Raw genomic sequence first — 22,576 nt, 5'->3', positions numbered from 1 at the left:
TCGCTCCGTCACGTTCAGGCATGCGCGGGATGCGCGGATTCGGATACGGCCGTCGGCCGGTGCTGCGCGCCGGTGTGCCACGCGGGCAGCCGCGGGCCTGCGCCGAACAGCTTCTCGCGCAGCGTCGGCGCGGGATCGTAGTCTTCCTTGTAGACGCCGCGGTTCTGCAACTCGGGCACGACCCAATCGACGAAATCCTCGAACGATTCCGGCATCACGGTGCGCGTCAGGTTGAAGCCGTCGATGCCCGTCTCGTCGATCCACGACTGCAGCTCGTCCGCGACCTGCGACGGCGAACCGACGATCGGCGCATAACGGCCGCCGAGCGACATCTGCTCGAGCATCCGGCGCACCGTCCACGTGCCGGTCGTGCTCTTGCGCGAGATCGCGTCGACCGCCGACTGGATCGAATCGGTCTTCACGTACGAGATCGGCTCGTCGAGGCCGTATTTCGCGAAGTCGATGCCGGTCGAGCTCGCGAAGTGCGCGAGGCCGGCTTCCGGGCTCGCGTAGCGCCGGTACTCGTCGAATTTCTCGCGCGCGAGCCGCTCGGTCTCGGCGGTCACGACGCTCACCCCGGCGAAAATCCTGATCGACGCCGGGTCGCGCCCCTGCCGCGCGGCGGCCGCGCGGATGTCGAGCGCCGCCGCGCGCGCCGCGGCCTTGCTCTGTCCGTTCACGAACACGCATTCCGCGTGGCGGCCCGCGAACTCGACGCCGCGCGCGGACGAGCCGGCCTGGTACAGCACCGGCGTGCGCTGCAGCGACGGTTCGCTCAGATGAATCGCATCGATCGAATAGAACGGGCCGTCGTGCTTCACGCGCCGCACCTTGCCCGGCTGCGCGAACACACGCGCCTGCGCGTCGCGGATCACCGCGTCGTCGTCCCAGCTCCGTTCCCACAACTTGTAGACGACGTCCATGTAGTCGTCCGCGCGTTCGTAGCGATCGTCGTGGCCGATCTGCTGCGCGAGGCCCATCCCGCGCGCGGCGCTGTCGAGGTAGCCGGTGACGATGTTCCAGCCCACGCGCCCTTTCGTCAGATGATCGAGCGTCGACATGCGGCGCGCGAACAGGTACGGCGGCTCGTAGGTCAGGTTCGCGGTCACGCCGAAGCCGAGATGCCGCGTGACCTGCGCCATCGCCGGCACGAGCAGCAGCGGATCGTTGACGGGCACCTGCACCGATTCGCGCAGTGCGACGTCCGGGCTGCCGCCGAACACGTCGTACACGCCGACGATGTCCGCGAGAAAGATCCCGTCGAACTTGCCTCGTTCGAGCGTCTTCGCGAGATCGGCCCAGTACTCGAGATCGGTGTAGTGCGCGGAGCGGTCGCGCGGATGCGTCCACAGCCCGTGGTTGATGTGCCCGACGCAGTTCATGTTGAACGCGTTGAGCAGAATCTTCTTGCGGTTCGCCGTCGTCATGTCGCCCCCGTCACCATGCGATCGCGTACAACGAGCCGAACGCGTTGTCGAGCGCTTTACGCACGGCCGGCGAGTGCTGGTAGATCGCGATGAACTTGCGGATGCGCGGATCGTTCGCGCTCTCGGGCCGCACGACCCACTGGATCGCGAAGTTCTTGTTCTCGGTGCCGTCGAACAGCAGCGCGCCGTTCGGGTCGGTCGTGCCCGCGAGCTTGATGAAGCTCGGGTAGCCCTGCGCGAGGTCGACGTCGTCGAGCGAGCGCGCGAGCTGCGACGCTTCGAGCGGAATGATCTTCAGGTGCTTCGGATTGGCGACGATGTCGTGCGTCGTCGCACGATAGTCGGCGCCCGGCTTCAGCGTGATCAGCCCCGCGCGCTGCAGCAGCAACAGCCCGCGCCCGCCGTTGACCGGGTCGTTCGCGATCGCGACGCGCGCGCCGTCCTTCAGCTCGGCGAAGCTTTTCACCTTCTTCGAATAGAGGCCGATCTTCATGATCGTGCCGGGCGCGATCGCGATGAAATCGTAGCCGCCCTGCTTCTTCGCGTTCTCGAGAAACGGGATGTGCTGGAAGTAGTTGACGTCGATGTCCTTGTTCGCGAGCGCCGCGTTCGGCGTATTCCAGTCGGTGAATTCGACGATCTTCACGTCGAGGCCCTGCGCCTTCGCCTCCTTCGCGGCGATCTTCAGCGCCTCGATCTGCGGGCTGGTCGAGATGCCGACCTTCAGCGGCGCGGTGTCGGCGCGCGCGCCGTTCGGCAGCACGAGGCCGAGCCACGCCGCGAGCAGCGCGGCCGTCAGCAGGCGGGCCAGGCGGCCGGCGGAAAAGCGGGCGGAAAAAACGGGATGCAGCATGGAAACCACTCTCCTGTCCAAGGACGGTATCGACGGATGAGCGACGCCGCGGCGAACGCACGGGCGCTCTCCGGACAGTCGTCGTTGCATCGGAAAAGGATCAGCCGATGATAGAGAGCGGCGCGGGGGCGGTCTACGAAGCGATTGTGCGAAGAAAATCGCGCGCGGCGATATGGCGGCCGTCGGGCGCGCTGCGCCGCCCGGCAGACCGAATGCCGCCCATGCCGCGCCGATCGCCCGCGCGCGCCGCAGCGGAGCAACGGCCGGCTGCCCGGGCCGCCGCCAGGCCGAAATCTCGGCCTGCCCGCCGCGCCGATTCCGAAATCTCGGCCAGCCGGCGTGGAAACCCTTTCCGCAGACGAAACAAATCCCTTATGAATCAATGCATTGAAAATATTCCGGCAAGCCGCGATGCTGGCACGGGGGTTGCATAACAGACGGCACACGATGCCGCGAAGCGAATGCAGGCATTCCAAACATCAGGAGACACGTCTTGCAGACCTCTATCCAAACCCCGTCCCAGCCGGAGCCGATTGCCGCCACCGGTCCCGCCACGCGCGAACGTTTCTGGCCGGAAGGCTGGTGGAAGCTGATGGAAATCCGCATCGGCATCATCCCGCTGCCGGTCTACGTGATCCTGTTCGGGCTGATCGTCGGCTTCGCGGTGACGGGCAAGGTGCCCGGCGAAATCTCGATGGCGATCGCCGTCCTCGCGTTCTTCGGCTTCACCTGCGCGGAACTGGGCAAGCGCCTGCCGCTGCTGCGCAACATCGGCGCGGCCGCGATCTTCGCGACCTTCGTGCCGTCGGCGCTCACCTATTACCACGTGCTGCCGAAGCCGGTGCTGAACCTGACGGTCGAATTCACGAAGTCGACCAACTTCCTGTACCTGTTCATCGCGTCGATCATCGTCGGCAGCATCTTGAGCATGGACCGGCGCGTGCTGATCCAGGGCTTCGTGAAGATCTTCGTCCCGCTCGCGGTCGGCTCCATCGCGGCCGCGATCGTCGGCACGGCGGTCGGCACCGCGCTCGGCCTCGGCGCACGCCACACGCTACTGTACATCGTCGTGCCGATCATGGCGGGCGGCGTCGGCGAAGGCGCGATTCCGCTGTCGATCGGCTATTCGGAACTGATGCACCTGCCGCAAGGCGAGATGTTCGCGATGGTGCTGCCGTCGGTGATGCTCGGCAGCCTGACCGCGATCATCCTGTCGGGCGCGCTCGACATGGTCGGCAAGCGCCTGCCGCACCTGACCGGCAACGGTCGCCTGCAAGTCGGAGAAAGCGGCGACATGACGCCGGAAAGCGAGGAGATCCGCGGCCACGTCGACGTCACGCACATCGCCGGCGCCGGCATCACGGCGATCACGCTGTACCTGGTCGGCCTGATGGCGCACAAGCTGTTCGGCCTGCCCGCGCCGGTCGCGATGCTGTTCCTCGCGGTACTGGTGAAGCTCGCGCGTGCGGTGTCGCCGCCGCTGCAGGAAGGCGCGTTCGTCGTCTACAAGTTCTTCTCGACCGCCGTCACGTATCCGCTGCTGTTCGCGATCGGCGTCGCGATGACGCCGTGGGACAAGCTGACCGCCGCCTTCACGATCGTCAACGTGGTCACGATCGTGTCGACCGTCGCGACGCTGATGGGCACCGGTTTCGTGGTCGGCCGCCTGTTGAAGATGTACCCTATCGACACCGCAATCGTGAACGCCTGCCACAGCGGGCAAGGCGGCACCGGCGACGTCGCGATCCTGACCGCCGCGAACCGGATGCAGCTGATGCCGTTCGCGCAGATCGCCACCCGCATCGGCGGCGCGATCGTCGTCACGGTGACGCTGATCCTGGTCGCGCACTTCGGATAATGCGCGGCCGCGCGCATCGTCGCGCCGGCTGCCTCGCACGCGCCGCCGCCGGCCCTGCCGGCGCGCGGCGCGCGTCGTTCAGCGCGGCCAGGGCCGGTTCACGCCGATAGCGGGCTTCGATGAGGGCGAACGTGCAGAAGAGCTTCAAGGGAATCCCGTGGTGGGGCTGGGCATCGGCCGCGGTGCTGTATGTCGGCGTGGCCGGCGCGGCCGTCGATTTCGCGTGGGAACGTGCGATCGACGCGCTCGAGGAGGCCGGCGCGCACCGGCTCGACCTGTACGCGTCGAGCCTGAAAAGCGAGCTCGGCCGCTTCGAGATCCTGCCCGGCCTGGTCGCGCGGCAGGACGGCGTGCGGGCGATGCTGAAGGCCGCGCCGAACGATGCGCCCGAACTCATGCATGCGGTGAACACCTACCTCGAAGCCGTGAATCGCGACGCGGGCAGCGGCGCGGTCGACGTGATCGATCTGCAAGGCGACGTGATCGCCGCCAGCAACTGGAACGAGACGATCAGTTTCGTCGGCACCAACGTGTCGTACCGGCCGTACTTCAAGGACGCGCTCGCGCGCGGCAGCGGCCGCTTCTTCGGCATCGGCACCAACACCGGCGTGCCGGGCGTCTACTTCGCGAGCGCGGTGCGCAGCGACGGCGTGCCGATCGGCGTGGCCGCCGTGAAGATCAGCGTCGACCCGCTCGAATCGGCGTGGCGCGCGCCGGGCGTCGCCGCGCTGGTGGTCGACGGCAACGGCGTGGTCGTGATCTCGACCGAGCCCTCGTGGAAATTCACCGCGCTGCGTCCGATCACCGCGCAGCAGCAGCGCGACATCCAGGCGTCGCGCCAGTACGCGGGCCGCACCGTCGACGCGCTGCCCTATCGCCGCATCGGCGACCGCAGCTCGGCCGCCTGGTTCGGCACCTTCCCCGATCCGCACCACGCCGGCCGCACCGCGCGCTATCTCGTGATGTCGCGCCCCGCGCCGCAGGCCGGCGATTCGCTGATGGTGCTGCTCGACATCGCGGGCGCGCGACGCCAGCAGCAGACCGCGTTCGTGTTCGTCACCGGCGCGTTCCTGATCGTCGCGCTGCTGGTCGGCTATGCGATCCAGCGCCGCCGGGCGATCATCGCGCGGCTGAGCGCGCAGGACGCGCTGCGCCGCGCGAACGACCGGCTCGAACTGACGGTCGCGCAGCGCACGGCCGCGCTGACGGCCGCGAACGAGCGGATGCAGCGCGAGATCGACGAGCGCGAACGCACCGAACAGCGCCTGCGCGCATCGCAGCAGGAAGTCGTGCACGCGGGCAAGCTCGCGGTGCTCGGGCAGATGGCCGCCGGCCTCACGCACGAGCTGAACCAGCCGCTCGTCGCGATCCGCACGCTGTGCGACAACGCGCGCACGTTCTTCGAGCGCGGCCAGCCGGCGCCGGCGCTCGCGAATCTCGAACGGATCGGCAAGCTGGTCGACGGCATGGCCGTGCTCACCGGCGAGCTGAAGACCTTCGCGCGCAAGCCCGACGTCGAGCGCGTCGCGGTGTCGCTGAACGAGGCCGTCGCGCATGCGCGGCTCATCTACGAAGCGCGCATTCGCGACGAAGGCGTGCGGCTCGACGTGAACATCGCGCCCGGCACGGTGGTATCGGCCGAATCGAGCCAGTTGCAGCAGGTGATCGTGAACCTGCTCGGCAATGCGCTCGACGCGGTGCACGACGCGCCGGTGCGCCGCATCGTCATCGAGGCGGCCGAAGCGGGCGATGCCGGCCGCGTGCGCTTCACGGTAGCCGACAGCGGCGCCGGCATCGCGCCCGACGTGCTGCCGCACCTGTTCGAGCCGTTCGTCACGACCAAGCCGCGCGGCCAGGGCCTCGGGCTCGGCCTCGCGATCACGTCGCGCATCGTCGAGGCGTTCGGCGCGAGGATCGCCGCGACGAACCGCGACGAAGGCGGCGCGCAGTTCACCATCGAATTCGCGGCGGCGACGCCGCAACAAAGGACAGAGCATGGAAGATGAGATTCGGGTGCTGGTCGTCGAGGACGATGAAAACGTCCGGATCGGCGTCGAGCAGGCCGTCGCGCTCGCCGGGTTCCCGGTCGACGCGTTCCCGTCGGCCGCCGACGCGCTCGCGCACGTCGCGCCCGGCGCGCCGGTGGTGATCGTGTCGGACGTGCGGATGCCGGGCATCGACGGGCTGCAGTTGCTCGACCGCGTGATGGCCGTCGATGCGCAGATCCCTGTCGTGCTGATCAGCGGCCACGCGGACATCTCGACGGCCGTCGGCGCGATGCAGGTCGGCGCGTACGACTTCATCGAGAAGCCGTTTTCGTCGGACGTGATCGCCGGCCGCGTCGCGCGCGCGGTCGAGAAGCGCCGGCTCACGCTCGAGGTGCAGGGGCTGCGCGCGGCGCTGAACAACTGGCAGGGCATCGAGGCGTTCGTGCTCGGCAAGTCGCCCGCGATGGCCGACGTGCGCAAGAAGATCCTGCGCCTCGCGGATACGTCGGTGTCGGTGCTGATCACCGGCGAGACAGGCACCGGCAAGGAGCTGATCGCGCGCAGCCTGCACGACTTCGGCGGCCGGCGCGATGCGCATTTCGTCGCGCTGAACTGCGGCGGTCTGCCCGAGCAGGTGTTCGAGAGCGAGCTGTTCGGCCATGAGGCGGGCGCGTTCACCGGCGCGATCAAGAAACGCATCGGCAAGATCGAATGGGCGGATGGCGGCACGCTGTTCCTCGACGAGATCGAGACGATGCCGATTGCGCTGCAGATCAAGATGCTGCGCGTGCTGCAGGAGCGCGTGATCGAACGGCTCGGCGCGAACGAACTGATTCCGGTCGACTGCCGCGTCATCGCCGCGTCGAAGGCCGATCTGGCCGAACTCGCGGCCGACGGGCGCTTTCGTGCGGATCTGCTGTATCGCCTCAACGTCGCGCAGATCGAGCTGCCGCCGCTGCGCGAGCGGCGCGAGGACGTGCCGCTGCTGTTCGAGCATTTCGTGCTCGCGGCCGCGCGGCGCTTCGGGCAGCCGGCGCCGGTCGTCACCGCCGCGCAGGTGTCCGAACTGATGACGCATGCGTGGCCCGGCAACGTGCGCGAACTGCAGAACGTGGCCGACCGCTTCGTGCTCGGGCTGACCGGCGACAGCCTGCTGTCGTCCGGCGGCGCGCCGACGGCCGGCGGCACGCTCGCCGAGCAGCTCGCGTATTTCGAGCGGATGCTGATCGAGGACATGCTGCGGCGTCACGGCGGCAACGTCGCGGACGCGAGCGAGGCGCTCGGCATGCCGAAGAAAACGCTCTATCACAAGCTGCGCCACCTGCGGATTCCCGCGCGCGGCGACGCCGCGGCCGACGGCGGCGAATGACGCGAATCGAGGACACGCACGACAGCATGGATCGCATCGACATCAACGAACGCGGCCGTCTCCACGGTCATCTGATTCGCGGCGTCACGCGCGCGCGGAAAACCTTTCGCCCGAGCGACTGGCCTGAGCGGCTCGCGGGCGTCATCACGCTGTTCGTCGGCGAACGGCGGCCCGGCTATCCGTGCGCGCTGTCGCGGCTCGCGATGCCGGTCGTCGACGGCGGCGTCAAATGCCTGTTCGTGTCCGACGAGTTACGCGACGTGTGCGCCGATGCGTTCGAGTTCGCGATGCGGTTTGCGGCGGACAATGATCTGCCGGTCGAGGTTCGGACTGCGCCCGTGCTCGCAGTGCGGTGATACGCAGGCCGCATTTGGCGGCCTACCCTCTGCGGCGAAAAGCGCTTCGAACGCGTTTGAGTACAACTGAAGCATGCTTGAGCCAATCCTTTCGTCATAAATTTGCAGTGTCCGAGCCACCAAGTCACGAATGCGCGGGTTCGATACGCCCTAACGTGGCCATGTGAGATCACTCGGCCACGTTAGGGCTCCCTGCACATGCCCCACTCGCCCGACATCCCATGTCGCTTCACGGTGCCGTGACGTTAAGCAGTTCGCCGTCGATAGACGGCTGCTCCAGCCGTATGTATATAGGGACGGGCTAAAGATCAGCGCACCTGTGATCGCAGCACCCTATCCGACAAGGGTTTCCGGCCGAACCATCAAAAAAATTGATCGTCGCGATGAAAATTATGCGTTTTCCTTGCAGCTCGCCGTGATGCATAGTTGCGTCGTGTTGACGCACCTTTGAGTCTTTCAGTCATGAACATGCGAATCGAGCCGTCCGTGCTCGCGAACCCCGACCTGCAATTTGCGACGCTGTCGTCAGGCATCAGCCTGCCGTATGTCGAGCGGGGCAGCGGCGCGCCGATGGTGTTCGTGCACGGCTCGCTGTGCGACTACCGTTACTGGGATCCGCAGCTCGCATCGCTGTCGGCACACTACCGCTGCATCGCGCCGAGCCTGAGCCACTACTGGCCGGCCGTCGAAGCGGGCATCCAGGACGAGTTCAGCTGGCAGAACCACGTCGACGAGCTCGCCGAATTCATCGACGCGCTCGATCTCGGCCCCGTGCATCTGGTCGGTCATTCGCGCGGCGGCAGCGTCGCGTTCAACGTCGCGCGCCAGCATCCGCACCTCGTCGAGTCGCTGACGCTCGCCGATCCGGGCGGCCCGCTGCAACAGCCGGACGTGCGCGAAGCCGCATTGCCCGCCGCCGCGATCGCGCTGCGCACGAAAGCCGTGAACCTGATCGAGCAAGGCGACGTCGAAGCCGGCCTCGAGATGTTCGTCGATTCCGTGAGCCTGCCCGGCGCGTGGAAGAAGAGCACATCGCGCTTTCGCACGATGGCGATCGACAACGCAAGCACGCTGCCGAAGCAACTGCGCGATCCGCTGCCCGCGTATTCGGCCGAAACCGCAGGCGATATCGCCTGCCGCACGCTGCTGATCGACGGCCAGCGCAGCCCGACGATGTTCCGCCACAACGTCGACACGCTGTCGCAGTGGATCGGCAATGCACGACGGCAGACCGTCGCCGGCGCATCGCACGGAATGAACGCGGCAAGCCCCGCCGTGTTCAACCGTTACGTGCACGAGTTCGTCGCCGCGTAACGTCGCGGGCGGCCGGCGCGCCGCCCGTCTTTCCCGCTTTCGTCGCACTACCCGCGACCGAACCGAAACGACGTGCGCCGCCCGCATCGAATCGTTTCGCACCCCTCGGCGTCATGCCACCAATGCGGCCCCGGCGCACACACGCGGCCAGGTAAGAATCGAGTAAGCATCGCGGCCTACAGTGGGTTCGCTTGCGCGATGCCATCGCGGCATCGAATCGCATTTCGGGAACCGCTCGCCAGATCAGACGAAAGGAGAACGCGTGATCAGCCGGCCAGCCATGAGGGACGTCTGCGCGATTGGGCCGAACGGAAGCCGCGTCAGTTGGTATCCGCCGCACAAGTGGAGAAGGCAGCCCGTCGCGCCGTCGTTCGCCGCGGTCTCGATCGAGCACTACATCGCCAGCGCCACGGAAATCGTCGATCTGGAGACGACCGGCCCGATCCTGGGCATGTACCTGCAGGCGCCGACGACGCTCGAGCTGCGCACGAACACCGGCCGGTGGGCGCCCGCCCGCGTTCGCGGGCCGCTGGCCTATGTTCCGCCCGGCTTCTCGTTTTCCGGCCGATGGTCCGATGAAATCGAGTGGATCAGCGTCCACTTCGAACCGTCATGGCTGTCGCGGACGGGGCTGCAAAGCGACGGCTGGTTTGCGTCGGGCGCGCTCCGGATGGACGTGATCGACGACCTCCTCGCGCAGATCGTCCGCAGCCTCCATGAAGACGCCGTCGCGGGGATGCCGCAAGGTCCGACCTATGCGGAAGCGCTCGGGTCCGCCGCGCTGCATCGCATGTTGCACCTGGAGTCGCGGCCGCAGGCGAAGCAATATGCGCATGCGGGCATGATGCGCAAGGCCGGCGAGTACATCAGGGAGCATTTCCGCGGCCCGCTGACGCTGATGATGGTGGCCGAGGCCGTCGGCTACCCGGGCGATCTCTATTCGTTCATCCGGAGTTTCAGAAAAGCCCACGGACTGACGCCGCACCAGTACATCATCGAGAGCCGCCTTCAAGCCGCCCGCCGCCTGATCGAGCGCGGCGCATGCGACGTGACGGAAGCCGCGCTCGACTGCGGCTTCTCGTCGGCCAGCCACTTTTCGGCGACATTCCGCAAGCGGTGGGGTGTGTCGCCATCCGCGCTCAAGCCGCGTGCCGCGACCGCTATGCCAGCGGAAGCGAAAGAATCCACAGGCCGCTGATCGTCAATGCGATCGTCAGCACCAGCAGCGGCAACTGGCCGACGGTCGCCCTTCCGGCCGGATTGCCGCGCCGGACGGCAATCGCATGCGTGAGCATCACGCTCACGATGTGTCCGGCGAGAATCAGGAGCACCTGCGCATGCCAGACGTATCCGACGTCGATGAGCGCCTGGGCCGCCGACACCTGATCGGCCACGGCCGCCACCGGCAATAGATTCCACCCGAGTCCGAGCGGATCGGATGCGAGCCGGACGATCTGCCGCCCCTGATCCCAGAACAGCGTGAAGTAATGGCAGACGTTGTAGAAGAACGCGATCGGCAGCAGTAGCAGACAAAACTGCCGCGAGAACGACGCCCCGCCCGACGACGACCGCGAACCGATCGCGCCCAACGTGCAGCAGCCGCGGAATACCAGGTAGTACGCGATACCGACGATCGCGAACGCCAGCCATTGCCATGTCAGCAGGATTTCCGCTGAAAAAGCGTAGTCACGGCCCAGCGACGGAAACAGACCGACGACGTGCGGATAGATGCTGCGCCAGAAGAACGCGTGCCACGTAGCCGTATCGCGCAAGCCGTCGTAGGCCGTCGACGACAGCATGAACGACAGCAAGGCGACGACGCTGGTATCCGCCGGCCGGTCGCGCGACATGTCCGCAATCGGGTTTCTCGATTCCACGATCACGTGACGGCGCGCTGTCCAACGCCATTTCAGCGGCGACAACTTCGCGCATAGCCGGCACAGCACGCCGAACGTATCGCCGTGGGCGAGCCAGCGCTCGCGCCCGAAGCAGAACGCGCCGATCAGCGCATAGGCGACATACGCGACGAGGAACAGACCGACGTCTCGGGGGCGCCCCGCACCGAACAGTTCCAGCACGATGAGCGCGATGTAGCCGCCCAACGCGGACCACGAGGCAAGATGTTGCGGATAACGATAGCGCCCGCATTCCAGGATGGGGAAACAGCGCGCGGCGATTCGCAACAGCAGCGCAAACGGATTGGTGAACGCATAAACGTCGCCCAGTATTGCGCTGACATACAAAGCGCCGAGATAGAACCAGATCCAGAAGCCCGACATCGCCAGGTTCAGGAACGGATTCGCGGTTCCCGCGAGGCCGGCAACGATCAGGATCGCGACGAATGCCGCACTCGCGAGTTGCCCTGCGTTCACAAGGAAAATCGGAATTCTCACCGCCTTCGTCCACGTTCCGGATCGCCTTCCCGGCTCGGGCATGCACGTGCCCGACGCAAACGCCAGGATCATGAAGGACGCCATCAGCGTGCCCGTTGCGGCATAGGCATACAGCCACAACGGCACCGGGAGGTAGTACGGGATATTCCACGCGTGGGCGCTCGCGCCGGTTGGCATGCAGAGCACGATCCACGCGAGCCCCGTGGGCGGCCATCCTCTTTTGCGCAATGCCAAGCCTTCGAAGTGACCGCTCGCGCGCGCCGTTCGATGCACGATATCGTCACGCATCTCGACCTCTTCCCGATCAGTAGTCGGCGGACGAGACCCACCCCGTCACCTTCCAGCCGGCCCCATTGCGCTTCTCCGACACGATCCCCACGGTGTCGTACGGCGCGTCGAGCAATTTGACGAGTGCAACGGCGCGCGGGTTGCCGGCGCTCGAGCGCGGTAGCGCAAACACGAGGAAAGGCAGGACGGGGGACGGTTTCTCGCCTTCGACGATCAGCGGCAGTACGGCGTCGTTCAGTGACCTGAACACCTCGAACGAGGCGCGATCGTGCGCAGGCGTGGGCGAATGCGTCGTCGAATGCGGCAGCCCTTCGACGGCCAGATGAGCGCCGTGATCCCTCAGTCTCCATCCGACGAGCGCATCGACCAGTGCATCGTCGGGCTTCTGCCCGCGCTCGGCCGAAAGCGCGGGCAGCCAGCGCTTGTCGACCGGCGACGTCGTGACCCAGTCGACGAAAAAGCGCGTGTAGAAATCGACGACGTCCTTGTCGACGCCGGCCTGCGTCGCCGACGGCAGCGGCACGGGCAGGTCGCGCCGCCCGCGCCATCGGACGGCCTTCCACGCAGGCCCGTCGGGCAGGCTGATACCGTCGAGAAACGACGTATCCGCGATGCCGTTCGCGACGAACCAGTCCGACTTCGCGCGCTTCGTTCGCGCGGCGACGAAGCCGGGAAACCGTTGCCGGACCTGATCCCACGGTGTCGCCTTCCGCGCCGCTCCCTCTATGTTCGGATACCTGATCATCTGGAGATAGGTCGCCTGCGCCATCGCCTCCGCATCGGCGGGCCGACGCCAGGTCAGATCCGCCGCGTGGCTCGACGGCGTGCGTCGATCGAGCGGCGCCATCATCGCCAGGCCGGCATCGCACGCGATGCCTTCGCGGCTCCAGTCCGGAACGGACGGCACCCCGCGATGCGCCCACGAATCCTGCCAGCCATGGAGCGCGCGGCCGAATTCGCCGAGCATGAACGCGGCCTTGCCGCCGCCCCCGGCCTTGCCGAGCGCCGCGTCGACAGGCGCCAGCGCAGCCGGCCCGCCGGGCACGACTACGCTTGCCCGCGCATCGGCCGGCACGCTGCGCGCGCCCGGATAGTGCCGAGCCTGCGCATCGACGGCATCGGGGACAAAGCGCGACAAGCACGCGTACTGCAACGGCGACGTCATGTACTCGATCGATCCTGCATCGATGCGTTGATCCGCGAGCGCAATGGCCTCGGCGTCGCGCGGCGCGAAGCCGGCCTGCCGGGCGAGCCACAGCGTGAGGCCGAAGTGCACGTCGGCCTCGAAACCGGCGCACGTCAGCGGCATCGCGAGCGCAATCGCGCAAACCAGCAAGCCGCGGCGAAAGCGCATCAATTGCCGATCTCCGTTGCCTTCGTGCTTTCAGGGAACGGCCAACTGCCGTTCTCGAACGACAGCACGAGCATGCCGTTGTCCTGGCACGCGGTAGTCAGGAGATGACGATCGAAATCGAAATCCAGACGCGACGCGCACCAGTCCGGCCCGCCCGCACGGTACTGGCCGAACATCAGATGCGCCGAGCCCGCGCCGGGCGACTTCACGGAAGCCGGGTTGTAGTACGCGATCTCCTTCGGCTTCGACGGATCGCGAATGTCGAAAACGCGAATGCCGGAGTTGAAGTAACTGCATGCGAGCGCGGTCGCATTCTGCCGATTGTCGACGCTGCAGTAGTGCGCGCCGTACGTGAACGTGGTCAGGCCGGCGATATCGGGCATGACCTTGCTGCAGTTCGCGATCGCGTGCGTTTCGAGCCGGAGCTCCGACACCAGTCGCGGCACGGCTTCGTTGGACATGTCGTAGATGTGCCCCATCGGGAACGGCGCCACGCCGGCATTGCACGCGGCCTTGACGGCCGTTGCGCCCGGATCCTGGATCCCGCCGCCCCCGCCCTCGTCGACTTCGATCAGATACGGCTTGCCCGCCACGGCGAACGAGATCGTATGTTGCGCGATGCTGCCGTTCCGCACCGGCACGGTCGCGATCCGGTGCATCTGCGCATTGGGACGCCGGCTCTGCACTTCGCTGGTATCGACGACGAAAAAGCCGTTGTCGCCGGTCGCGTTCGCGTCGTTCAGCGGCGGCGCACTCATGCCGACGGCCGCGCCGCCGTTCCCCGACGCGACGAAGTACGCCCGCGTTCCGTCCTGGCTCACCGACAGGCCGTGCGAGAAGCTGCCCATGCCCAGATCCGACAGGCTGATCGCGGCAATCATCTTCGGCCGGGTCGGCACGGTCAGGTCGACCGCGTAGTAGCTTTTCGTGAAGGCGCCGCCGACGTAATAGGTCAGCCCGTCGGGTGAAAATCCGCCTTCGTGACCGAGCGACCGGGTAGCCGGTACGATGCCGCCGTCCTCGCCCGTGCCGACAGGCACGCTCGCCAGCAACTGCGGCCGTGTGCAATCCGAAGCAATGTCGTACAGGTCGATCTCAGGGCCGCCACCGCCGCCCAGGCCGTTGTCGGCGGCGAGGATCCCGCGCGCGACGTTCACGCGCAGCGACTCCCACGGATCGATCATCGACGTGGACGTCAGCGAGCTCACCCGCACCGGCTGCGCCGGGTTGGTGATGTCGATCACCGGCACGCCCGGGTTCACGCGCGGCGGCGCATCGGGATTGTTGAACAGCGCGCTCGCGCCCATCGTCGCGTGATAGAAGCAGGTCTGGCCTTTCCTGTCGGTATACGTGGCGGCCGACCACGACGCGCCTTCGCCCTGAACCTGGCTGACGCGTTTCAGGTTGCAGTTGAAGCCGCCGAATCCGGCCTGTCGAAGCGCGGCCGGCACCTGCCCCTGCAGCGCGGTCTCGGGCGTATCGCCCGGGCTGCAACTCGGCACGCGCGGCACGACATAGTCGGCCACGGACACGCCGGGCGTGGCCGCCGGCGTGTCGTCGGCCTCTCCGCCACATCCGGCCAGCACGAACATGCAGAGCGACAGCGCGAACGCTGCGCGAATCGGTGATTGCATCGTTGTCTCCTTCCGTCTCGTTTGTCGTGGTGAAAATGCGCTGCGGTCACGGCCCCGGATAGATTTCGATCACGGCGACCTCGATCGTGTCGCCTGTCCGGCTGTGGAAATGCAGCGAGAAACGCCCGGTGATGCCGACCGGGAGAATGTCCAGCGACTGCACGCTGCCGGACGCGCATGCCGCCAACGCGCCCGGTATTTCGTGCGCCATCAGGACGCCGGTTTCCCGCGCATGCACGTCGATGTGCACCGGCACGCCTTCGCGCATCGCGATCACGGGTCGCGCCCACGGCGCCCTGTCGCGGTCAACGTCGACGGAGAAATGCCGTTGCTCCGGCGGCACCGGCGATGCCCGCGACGCATGCCTCGCGACGCCGTATGCCAGCAGCAGCGTCGCCGCGAAGGCGATCCATGCCGGCCACCGGCCGCGTGACGGCCGGTGGCCGGCCTCGATGCTCGTGCTTCGTTCCATCGGTACTCACGCCACGCGAGGTGGCTCCGTCAAACCGCCCGCCCATCGGGTGGATTCGATATCGATGGATGGTAGTGAGCGGTGCCGCGACGAGATATCGGCTTATTGCGGACTGTCGAAAAATTGCGTACCGAGTAACCCGAGTCGTTGCGACGAATGAAGCGCGGCGCCGATGTCGCTTCGGCCGGTGCAGGGACAGGGAGCGGCACCCCGGCACGACGGCCGGCCGGGAAATCGCATCGCGGCAGGCGGCCCGTCAGCGGCACACGGGGCGCGCCCGCGCGGCAGACGAACGTGACGGCACGACGCAGGCGACGGACTGAATACGACGACAATCGACCGGTGTGGCGGCGACCGCCGCCACACCATCGGCCAACGTCGAACGGCTTGGCCGCCAGTCGCGCTTAGTGTGCCGCCGCCGCCCCCTGAATCGAGTCGACGAGCGACGCGTTGTCATAGCGCCGTCCGGCTATTCCCCATCCACCGTCGACTGCGTGCACGACATTCACCCACACCTGCGCCGGCGTCAGCCGCCCGCGAGCGCGGTGCAGCACGATCCCGGTCGCCCGTTCGACGAACAGTCGCTGCTTGTCGGGCGCCGCGAGCGCCACCGCAGGCAGCTTCAATTCGACGAACGCAGCGGGCTGCGCGCGCCCCTGCACGAAGATGCGCTCGCGCGGCAGCACGTTCAGCGTGCCGATCACGTTCGGCGCCAGGAACGCGTTCCCGGTCAACCCCTCGACGTCCAGCAGCGCATCGGTCAACTCGGCAAACACCAGTCCTTCGTCTTCTTGCGTGAAAACCCCTTCTGATACGGTCAGCGTAATCGGCATCGCAGTTTCTCCAGGTCAGGTCATCAGGATCGTGACGTGATATAAATATCAGTCACTCTCTATACATTAGACACTGATCGCTCTCTATGCAAGCAATAAAGAGCGATCGCTCTGAAGCGAGCCCGTCATGCGTTATTCCGCCGAGCATAAGCACGAAACCCGCACCCGCATCCTCGAAGCCGCGAGTCGCCTGTTCCGCCAGGAAGGGTATGGCGGCTCCGGCATCGGTCCGTTGACGAAGGCGGCCGGCGTCACCAACGGCGCGTTCTACGGGCATTTCAAGTCCAAGGGTGAAGCCTTCCGCCAGATCGTGCTCGACGGCCTCGACCAGCTCCGGCAAGGTGTCGCAACCTTCAAGGCCGAGCATGGCGCCCGTTGGCGGCGCCCGTTCGTAGCGTTCTACCTGGGGCCGCGACGCACCTGCGCACTCGGCGAAAGCTGTGCGCTGCCGAGCCTGTCTCCCGAAGTGATGCGCGCCGACGACGACACGCGCGACGCGTATGAACACGCGCTGCGGCAAATCGTCGACGAAGTGTCGTCCGGGCTCGGCGACACGCCCGACGACGACCGCGCGATCGCGTTTCTCGCGCTGCTGTCCGGTGGCGTCACGCTCGCGCGCGCGGTGCGCGATCCCGAACTCGCGCAGCGCATCGCCGATGCGGTCGGCCGTTACGCGGTCGTGATCGCCGAGCGTACCGACGTGCAACCCGAACCACGGTCATCGCGCGCCGACGCCTGAGCATCGCCGCTGCCGACTGCGCCCTTCAACGCGTGCGCTTCGCCGCGCGCGGCCGTTTCCCGGTCGCCGATCAACGTAATCCCGTCGTGGCGCTTCACGAAATGGCGCAATACCGCGAGCGAGTTGATCGTCAGCGTCGGATGAAGGCGCTGGGCGGAACTGACCGCTGGTTGCCAAACGCGGTGCAATAAAAAAGGTAAGGTTCTTCGTGGATTTCCGTGGACGCCGCCTTCCGGCCCGGAACGGTCACTTATCGATACGTTGCTCGAAAAGTCAGCGGATAAGCTGTCCGGACACGCGCGCCCATACCGCCCGAACGCGTCGCGCGCGATCCTCGAAGAGATAGGAGGCCGCAAGGGCCAGGAGACCTGAAATTGCCCCCGTCACGATGTGCTCGACATAGGGGATACGGTAACGACTCGTGTGCGAGTACGCGTCGCCCAACGTCGTCAGGACGCCAACGACCAGCGCGTTGCCGTATCGATGCGCATAGAGCTTCCCCACCGGCGTGAAAGTCAGAAGCACAGCCAGGAGTCCGGTCAGCAGCCCCGTATGAAATGCGATGGTCCAGTGGGGAAGGCTCGTGACATTTCCCCAGCTCCCCGGCATGCAGGTCATGCACGCACTGGTCGGCTGCCAGAAACGCTGGACAAACAGTCTGACGCGGTGCTTCCAGTCGGTTGACATGATGCGTTCCCATCGATGCCGTCGCCGCGGTCGGCGCCGCCGCACGTGTCGTTGAAGCGGCTTCCGAACGCGCTTCAACGAGCTTGCCGTCGTCGTCACAGAGGGGGCGGCTGTGCGCCGTGACGGCCGGGCATGATCCCGGCATGGGGAAATACTACTCCACGATTAGACTCGTAAAAAAACCCGACACGCAGACCTGAGCCTGCATGCCGGGGTTTTTCGCTTCTCGGCCGGCGAGCGACGAATCGCCCGCCGCTCGCGCTCACCGCGCAGCCATATCCTCCTTACCGGTCGCCGCGCCGCCGACCGCCGTCGGCGCCGCGCCCCACCCGCCGCCGAGCGCGCGGATGAGGTTGACGGTCGACACGGCCTGCGCACCGGTAAGCTGATTCGCCTGCAACTGCGACTGCAACACCGACCGCTCGCTGTCGATCACGTCGAGATACGCGACTTCGCCCTCCTGATACTGCGTCCGCGACAGCTTCGCCGCCCGGCGCGACGCGTTGACGGCCGCATCCTGCGCGCGGATCTGGTCGTCGAGCAGGCGCAGATCGGCGAGATTGTCCTCGACCTCGCGGAACGCGACGAGCACCTGCTGCCGGTAGTTCGCGACCTGTTCGTCGTACTGCGCGCGCGCCTGCTGCACGCCGGCCGCCCGCCGCCCGCCGTCGAACAGCGGCAACGTCAGCGCGGTGCCGGCGAACGGCCCGAGCAGGAACGTGCGGCTCGACCACAGGAACAGGTTGCCGAGCGTCGACGCCTCATAGCCGAACGACCCGGTGATATCGAGCTTCGGGAAGTACGCAGACTTCGCGAGCCCGATCCGTGCGTTCGCGGCCGCCATCGCGCGCTCGGCCGCCGCCACGTCCGGGCGGCGTTCCAGCAGCGCGGACGGCAGGCCCGGCGGAATCTTCACCGCGACCGGCACGATCGGCGTTTCCTTGAACGCGAAATCCGCGGGCGCCTTGCCGAGCAGGATCGCGAGCGCATGCTCGGACGCCGCGCGCCGGCGCGCGACGCCGACCGCATCGGCCTGCGCGCTGGCCAGTTCGTTCTTCGCGCGCGACACGTCGAGCTCGCTGATGTCGCCTTCGTTGAAGCGGCGCTGCACGAGCTTCAATGCCTGTTCGCGCAACTCGACGGTGCGGCGGTACAGATCCTGGTCCGAGTCGAGCTGACGCAGCTCGAAGTAGTTCTGCGCGACATCGGCCTGCAGCGCGAGCTGTACCGAGCGGAACAGCGCCTCGCTCTGCGCCTGGTCGGCACGCGACGCCTCGACGTTGCGGCCGACGCGGCCGAACAGGTCGGCTTCATACGACACCGTGCCCTGCGCGCGCCACAGCGTCGCGTTGGTCGGGCCCGTGCCCTGCGGCTGGAACTGCGATGCCGACGACAGCCCCTCGCGCGTCGGCCCGAACCCGGCGCCGATCTGCGGGAACCATTGCGAGCGCGCCGAACGCGTCGCCGCACGCGCTTCCTCGACCCGCGCGGCCGCGGCCTTGAGATTCTGGTTCGCGGCGAGCGCCTGCGTCTCGAGCGAATCGAGCACCGGGTCGCCGAACACCTTCCACCATTCGCCGCGATGTTCGCCGTCCGACGGCTCGGCCGTCTTCCACGTGCCGGCCTGCTCGCCGGCGGCGAGGGTCGGCGCTTCCTTGAACGCGGCGGGCGCCGCCGCGTCCGGACGCTTGTAGTCTGGGCCGACCGCGCACGCGGCGAGCAGCGTCGCGAGCAGAGTGCTCGCGGCCGCCACCTTCGCGAAGCGCATCAGGCCGTTCGTATCGTGCATGTCGTTCATTTTCTGGTCCTCAAGCATCGGGCGCCGGTACACCGTACCCCGTCGAATCCTTGCCGGCGACGTGGATCTTGCCGCCCGCGAGCGTACGCAGCACGACATAGAACACCGGCGTCAGCATCAGCCCGAACAGCGTCACGCCGAGCATCCCGAAGAACACCGCGACACCCATCGCATGGCGCATTTCCGAACCGGCGCCCGTCGACGTGACGAGCGGCACCACGCCCATGATGAAGGCGATCGACGTCATCAGGATCGGGCGCAGCCGCAGCCGGCTCGCCTCGATCGCGGCCTCGAGCGGCGTCCTGCCGTCGTGCTCGAGCTCGCGCGCGAATTCGACGATCAGGATCGCGTTCTTCGCCGAGAGCCCCACCAGCACCATCAGGCCGATCTGCGTGAAGATGTTGTTGTCGCCCTGCGTGAGCCACACGCCCGTCAGCGCCGACAGGATGCTCATCGGCACGATCAGGATCACCGCGAGCGGCAGCGTCAGGCTTTCGTACAGCGCGGCGAGCACGAGGAACACGAGCAGCACGCTGATCGGGAACACGTACATCGCCGAATCGCCTGCGAGGATCTGCTGGTACGTGAGGTCGGTCCACTCGAAGCGCACGCCGCGCGGCAGCGTTTCGTGCGCGATGCGCTCGACCGCGGCCTGCGCCTGCCCCGACGAGAAGCCGGGCGCCGGGCCGCCGTTGATGTCGGCCGCCGTGTAGCCGTTGTAGCGCACGACCATTTCCGGGCCGAACGTCGGCGTCACCGTGACGAGCGACGACAGCGGCACCATCTCGCCCTTATCGTTGCGCGTCTTCAGCTGCAGGATGTCGTCCGCGCGCTGACGGAACGGCGCATCGGCCTGCACGCGCACCTGGTACACGCGCCCGAAGCGGTTGAAGTCGTTCACGTACAGCGAACCGAGATACACCTGCATCGTGTTGAACACGTCGGTCACCGGCACGCCGAGCTGCTTCGCCTTCACGCGATCGAGATCGACGTTGAGCTGCGGCACGTTGATCTGGTAGCTCGTAAACAACGGACCGAGTTCCGGCGCCTGCTGCGCGCGCTTGATGAAATCGTTGGTCGCATCCGACAGCTTCGCGTACCCGACCGCGCCGCGATCCTCGATCTGCATCTTGAACCCGCCGAGCGTGCCGAGCCCGAGCACCGGCGGCGGCGGGAACACCGCGACGAACGAATCCTTGATCGCGCCGTATTTCTGGTTCAGCGCACCGGCGATCGCGCCGGCCGACAGCGCCTTGCCGTGCCGTTCCGAGAACGGCTTCAGCGTGACGAACACGATGCCCGCGCTCGAGCTGTTCGTGAAGCCGTTCACCGACAGCCCCGGGAACGCGACCGCGCTCTCGACGCCCGGCTGCTTCAGCGCGATCGAACCCATGTCGCGGATCACCTTCTCGGTACGATCGAGCGACGCACCGTTCGGCAGTTGCGCGAACGCGATCAGGTATTCCTTGTCCTGCGCGGGCACGAAGCCGCCCGGCACGACCTTCGACACCAGCACCGTCGCCCCCACCAGCACGAGGTACACGCCGAGCATCAGCGTCTTGCGCGACAGCACGCCGCGCACGCCGCGGCCGTAGTTCTCCGCGCCGCGATGGAACACCTTGTTGAAGCGGCGGAAGAAGCCGCCGAGCACACGGTTCATCACGCGCGTGAGCCAGTCTTCCTTGTCGCCATGGCCCTTGAGCAGGATCGCGGACAGCGCCGGCGACAGCGTCAGCGAGTTGAACGCCGAGATCACCGTCGAGATCGCGATCGTCATCGCGAACTGCTTGTAGAACTGGCCGGTCAGGCCCGACATGAACGCGAGCGGCACGAACACGGCGACGAGCGTCAGCGCGATCGCGATGATCGGCCCGCTCACTTCCTGCATCGCCTTGTAGGTCGCCTGCCGCGCGGTCATCCCGTTTTCGATGTTGCGCTCGACGTTCTCGACGACGACGATCGCATCGTCGACCACGATCCCGATCGCGAGCACCATCCCGAACAGCGACAACGCGTTGATCGAATAGCCGAACGCCAGCAGCAGCGAGAACGTGCCGACGATCGACACCGGCACCGCGATCAGCGGAATGATCGACGCGCGCCACGTCTGCAGGAACACGATCACGACGATCACGACCAGCGCGATCGCCTCGAGCAGCGTGTGCACGACGGCCTTGATCGACGAACGCACGAACTGCGTCGGGTCGTAGACGATCTTGTAGTCGACGCCCGCCGGCATGTCCTGCTTCAGCTCGGCCATCGTCTTGCGCACTTCGTCGGAGATCTGCAGCGAGTTCGCGCCCGGCGACTGGTTGATCGCCATCGCGACGGCCGGCTTGTTGTCGAGCAGCGAGCGCAGCCCGTACTCGGACGCGTCGAGCTCGATGCGCGCGATGTCGCGCAGGTGCGTGACGCCGCCGTCCGGCGTCGTCTTCACGACGATGTCGCCGAATTCCTCTTCCGTCTGCAGACGGCCGCGCGCATTCACCGACAGCTGCAGCGGCGTGCCGGGCAGCGACGGCGATGCGCCGATCACGCCGGCCGCGACCTGCACGTTCTGCTCGCGGATCGCCTGCACGACGTCCTCGGCCGACAGCCCGCGCTGCGCGACCTTCTGCGGATCGAGCCACACGCGCATCGCGTAGTCGCCCGAACCCCACAGCTGCACCTGGCCGACGCCCTGGATCCGCGACAGGCGATCCTTCACGTTGATCAGCGCGTAGTTGCGCAGGTAGGTCATGTCGTAGCGGTTGTCCGGCGAGATCAGGTGAACCACCATCGTCAGCGTCGGCGAGCTCTTCACCGTGGTGATGCCGAGCCGCTGCACGTCTTCCGGCAGGCGCGGCAGCGCCTGGTTCACGCGGTTCTGCACGAGCTGCGTGGCCTTGTCCGGATCGGTGCCGAGCTTGAACGTGACGGTGATCGTCATGTTGCCGTCGCTGTTCGCCTGCGACTGCATGTAGAGCATGTCCTCGACGCCGTTGATCTGTTCTTCCAGCGGCGACGCGACCGTCTCGGCGATCACTTTCGGGTTCGCGCCCGGGTACTGCGCCTTCACGATCACGGAAGGCGGCACGACTTCCGGATATTCCGAAATCGGCAGCAGGAACATCGCGATCACCCCGCCCAGCAGGATGACCACCGATAGGACTCCTGCAAAGATCGGCCGGTCGATAAAGAATTTGGAAATGTTCATGTGTGGCTCTGTCTGGT

The 22,576-nt window shown here is 66.8% G+C and carries 17 protein-coding genes; 7 read left to right on the top strand and 10 right to left on the bottom strand.

The window, feature by feature from the left end; genetic code table 11:
* Positions 1 to 14 precede the first annotated feature (14 nt).
* Complete coding sequence (locus WT53_RS12630) at positions 15 to 1,427, bottom strand: LLM class flavin-dependent oxidoreductase (RefSeq protein WP_034206067.1); 1,413 nt, start codon at positions 1,425 to 1,427, stop codon at positions 15 to 17.
* A 10-nt stretch (positions 1,428 to 1,437) separates the two neighbouring features.
* Entirely contained in the window at positions 1,438 to 2,280 is an 843-nt protein-coding gene (locus WT53_RS12625) for a MetQ/NlpA family ABC transporter substrate-binding protein (protein WP_034206066.1), read from the bottom strand.
* A 493-nt stretch (positions 2,281 to 2,773) separates the two neighbouring features.
* Here WT53_RS12625 and WT53_RS12620 point away from each other — a divergent pair, with 493 nt between their 5' ends.
* From WT53_RS12620 to WT53_RS12595, 6 genes are all read left to right on the top strand, one after another.
* The gene (locus tag WT53_RS12620) at positions 2,774 to 4,138 is read left to right on the top strand and encodes a 2-hydroxycarboxylate transporter family protein (RefSeq protein WP_034206065.1); all 1,365 of its coding nucleotides are present in this window, start codon (positions 2,774 to 2,776) and stop codon (positions 4,136 to 4,138) included.
* 119 nt (positions 4,139 to 4,257) lie between these two features.
* The gene (locus WT53_RS12615; protein WP_034206064.1) at positions 4,258 to 6,144 is read left to right on the top strand and encodes an ATP-binding protein; all 1,887 of its coding nucleotides are present in this window, start codon (positions 4,258 to 4,260) and stop codon (positions 6,142 to 6,144) included.
* Positions 6,134 to 7,495: a sigma-54 dependent transcriptional regulator gene (locus tag WT53_RS12610; RefSeq protein ID WP_034206063.1), complete on the top strand. Its 1,362-nt coding sequence runs from the start codon at positions 6,134 to 6,136 to the stop codon at positions 7,493 to 7,495. Before WT53_RS12615 ends, WT53_RS12610 begins: the two co-directional genes overlap by 11 nt.
* Before the next feature lie 26 nt (positions 7,496 to 7,521).
* A complete protein-coding gene (locus tag WT53_RS12605; RefSeq protein WP_034206313.1) occupies positions 7,522 to 7,851 on the top strand; it encodes a DUF3579 domain-containing protein in 330 nt (109 codons plus the stop codon).
* A gap of 462 nt (positions 7,852 to 8,313) precedes the next feature.
* Positions 8,314 to 9,165 carry an alpha/beta fold hydrolase gene (locus WT53_RS12600; RefSeq protein WP_034206062.1) on the top strand — a complete coding sequence of 284 codons (852 nt, stop codon included), beginning with the start codon at positions 8,314 to 8,316 and terminating at the stop codon, positions 9,163 to 9,165.
* 262 nt (positions 9,166 to 9,427) lie between these two features.
* Positions 9,428 to 10,363 (top strand): AraC family transcriptional regulator, encoded by a 936-nt coding sequence (locus tag WT53_RS12595; RefSeq protein WP_179949013.1) that lies wholly within the window; start codon positions 9,428 to 9,430, stop codon positions 10,361 to 10,363.
* Here the strand turns inward: WT53_RS12595 and WT53_RS12590 are convergent.
* The 5 genes from WT53_RS12590 to WT53_RS12570 all read right to left on the bottom strand — a co-directional run bounded on the left by WT53_RS12590 (position 10,326) and on the right by WT53_RS12570 (position 16,139).
* Entirely contained in the window at positions 10,326 to 11,537 is a 1,212-nt protein-coding gene (locus WT53_RS12590) for a hypothetical protein (protein WP_257127833.1), read from the bottom strand. The two genes, WT53_RS12595 and WT53_RS12590, sit on opposite strands and share 38 nt — an antisense overlap.
* Positions 11,538 to 11,862: 325 nt before the next feature.
* Entirely contained in the window at positions 11,863 to 13,200 is a 1,338-nt protein-coding gene (locus tag WT53_RS12585; protein ID WP_060260103.1) for a DUF6765 family protein, read from the bottom strand.
* Positions 13,200 to 14,834, bottom strand: coding sequence for an LVIVD repeat-containing protein (locus WT53_RS12580; RefSeq protein WP_060260100.1), 1,635 nt, complete (start codon positions 14,832 to 14,834; stop codon positions 13,200 to 13,202). The genes WT53_RS12585 and WT53_RS12580 overlap by 1 nt, the downstream gene beginning before the upstream one ends.
* Before the next feature lie 46 nt (positions 14,835 to 14,880).
* Positions 14,881 to 15,306 carry a hypothetical protein gene (locus WT53_RS12575; protein ID WP_034206057.1) on the bottom strand — a complete coding sequence of 142 codons (426 nt, stop codon included), beginning with the start codon at positions 15,304 to 15,306 and terminating at the stop codon, positions 14,881 to 14,883.
* 404 nt (positions 15,307 to 15,710) lie between these two features.
* Complete coding sequence (locus tag WT53_RS12570; RefSeq protein ID WP_060260097.1) at positions 15,711 to 16,139, bottom strand: hypothetical protein; 429 nt, start codon at positions 16,137 to 16,139, stop codon at positions 15,711 to 15,713.
* A gap of 127 nt (positions 16,140 to 16,266) precedes the next feature.
* Between WT53_RS12570 and WT53_RS12565 the strand changes: the two genes are divergently transcribed.
* A complete protein-coding gene (locus tag WT53_RS12565) occupies positions 16,267 to 16,878 on the top strand; it encodes a TetR/AcrR family transcriptional regulator (protein ID WP_059780044.1) in 612 nt (203 codons plus the stop codon).
* 273 nt (positions 16,879 to 17,151) lie between these two features.
* On the opposite strand, the gene WT53_RS12560 is transcribed toward WT53_RS12565, so the two are convergent.
* From WT53_RS12560 to ceoB, 3 genes are all read right to left on the bottom strand, one after another.
* Positions 17,152 to 17,565, bottom strand: a complete 414-nt coding sequence (locus WT53_RS12560) for a hypothetical protein (RefSeq protein ID WP_060260093.1) — start codon at positions 17,563 to 17,565, stop codon at positions 17,152 to 17,154.
* A gap of 262 nt (positions 17,566 to 17,827) precedes the next feature.
* Complete coding sequence (opcM, locus tag WT53_RS12555) at positions 17,828 to 19,363, bottom strand: multidrug efflux transporter outer membrane subunit OpcM (protein WP_034206312.1); 1,536 nt, start codon at positions 19,361 to 19,363, stop codon at positions 17,828 to 17,830.
* A gap of 10 nt (positions 19,364 to 19,373) precedes the next feature.
* Entirely contained in the window at positions 19,374 to 22,559 is a 3,186-nt protein-coding gene (gene ceoB / locus WT53_RS12550) for a multidrug efflux RND transporter permease subunit CeoB (RefSeq protein ID WP_034206053.1), read from the bottom strand.
* Between the last annotated feature and the right edge of the window lie 17 nt (positions 22,560 to 22,576).

The sequence above is a fragment of the Burkholderia sp. MSMB2157WGS genome, assembly GCF_001532755.1.
Classification (GTDB): Bacteria; Pseudomonadota; Gammaproteobacteria; order Burkholderiales; family Burkholderiaceae; genus Burkholderia.
This window is presented reverse-complemented; position numbering and strand designations above follow the sequence as displayed.

Bases quoted from the DNA above. Each gene is read 5' to 3' on its own strand.
- WT53_RS12630 (WP_034206067.1), bottom strand. From the start codon at position 1,427: ATGACGACGGCGAACCGCAAGAAGATTCTGCTCAACGCGTTCAACATG.
- WT53_RS12625 (WP_034206066.1), bottom strand. From the start codon at position 2,280: ATGCTGCATCCCGTTTTTTCCGCCCGCTTTTCCGCCGGCCGCCTGGCC.
- WT53_RS12615 (WP_034206064.1), top strand. From the start codon at position 4,258: ATGAGGGCGAACGTGCAGAAGAGCTTCAAGGGAATCCCGTGGTGGGGC.
- WT53_RS12610 (WP_034206063.1), top strand. From the start codon at position 6,134: ATGGAAGATGAGATTCGGGTGCTGGTCGTCGAGGACGATGAAAACGTC.
- WT53_RS12605 (WP_034206313.1), top strand. From the start codon at position 7,522: ATGGATCGCATCGACATCAACGAACGCGGCCGTCTCCACGGTCATCTG.
- WT53_RS12600 (WP_034206062.1), top strand. From the start codon at position 8,314: ATGAACATGCGAATCGAGCCGTCCGTGCTCGCGAACCCCGACCTGCAA.
- WT53_RS12585 (WP_060260103.1), bottom strand. From the start codon at position 13,200: ATGCGCTTTCGCCGCGGCTTGCTGGTTTGCGCGATTGCGCTCGCGATG.
- WT53_RS12580 (WP_060260100.1), bottom strand. From the start codon at position 14,834: ATGCAATCACCGATTCGCGCAGCGTTCGCGCTGTCGCTCTGCATGTTC.
- WT53_RS12575 (WP_034206057.1), bottom strand. From the start codon at position 15,306: ATGGAACGAAGCACGAGCATCGAGGCCGGCCACCGGCCGTCACGCGGC.
- WT53_RS12570 (WP_060260097.1), bottom strand. From the start codon at position 16,139: ATGCCGATTACGCTGACCGTATCAGAAGGGGTTTTCACGCAAGAAGAC.
- WT53_RS12565 (WP_059780044.1), top strand. From the start codon at position 16,267: ATGCGTTATTCCGCCGAGCATAAGCACGAAACCCGCACCCGCATCCTC.
- WT53_RS12560 (WP_060260093.1), bottom strand. From the start codon at position 17,565: ATGTCAACCGACTGGAAGCACCGCGTCAGACTGTTTGTCCAGCGTTTC.
- opcM (WP_034206312.1), bottom strand. From the start codon at position 19,363: ATGAACGACATGCACGATACGAACGGCCTGATGCGCTTCGCGAAGGTG.
- ceoB (WP_034206053.1), bottom strand. From the start codon at position 22,559: ATGAACATTTCCAAATTCTTTATCGACCGGCCGATCTTTGCAGGAGTC.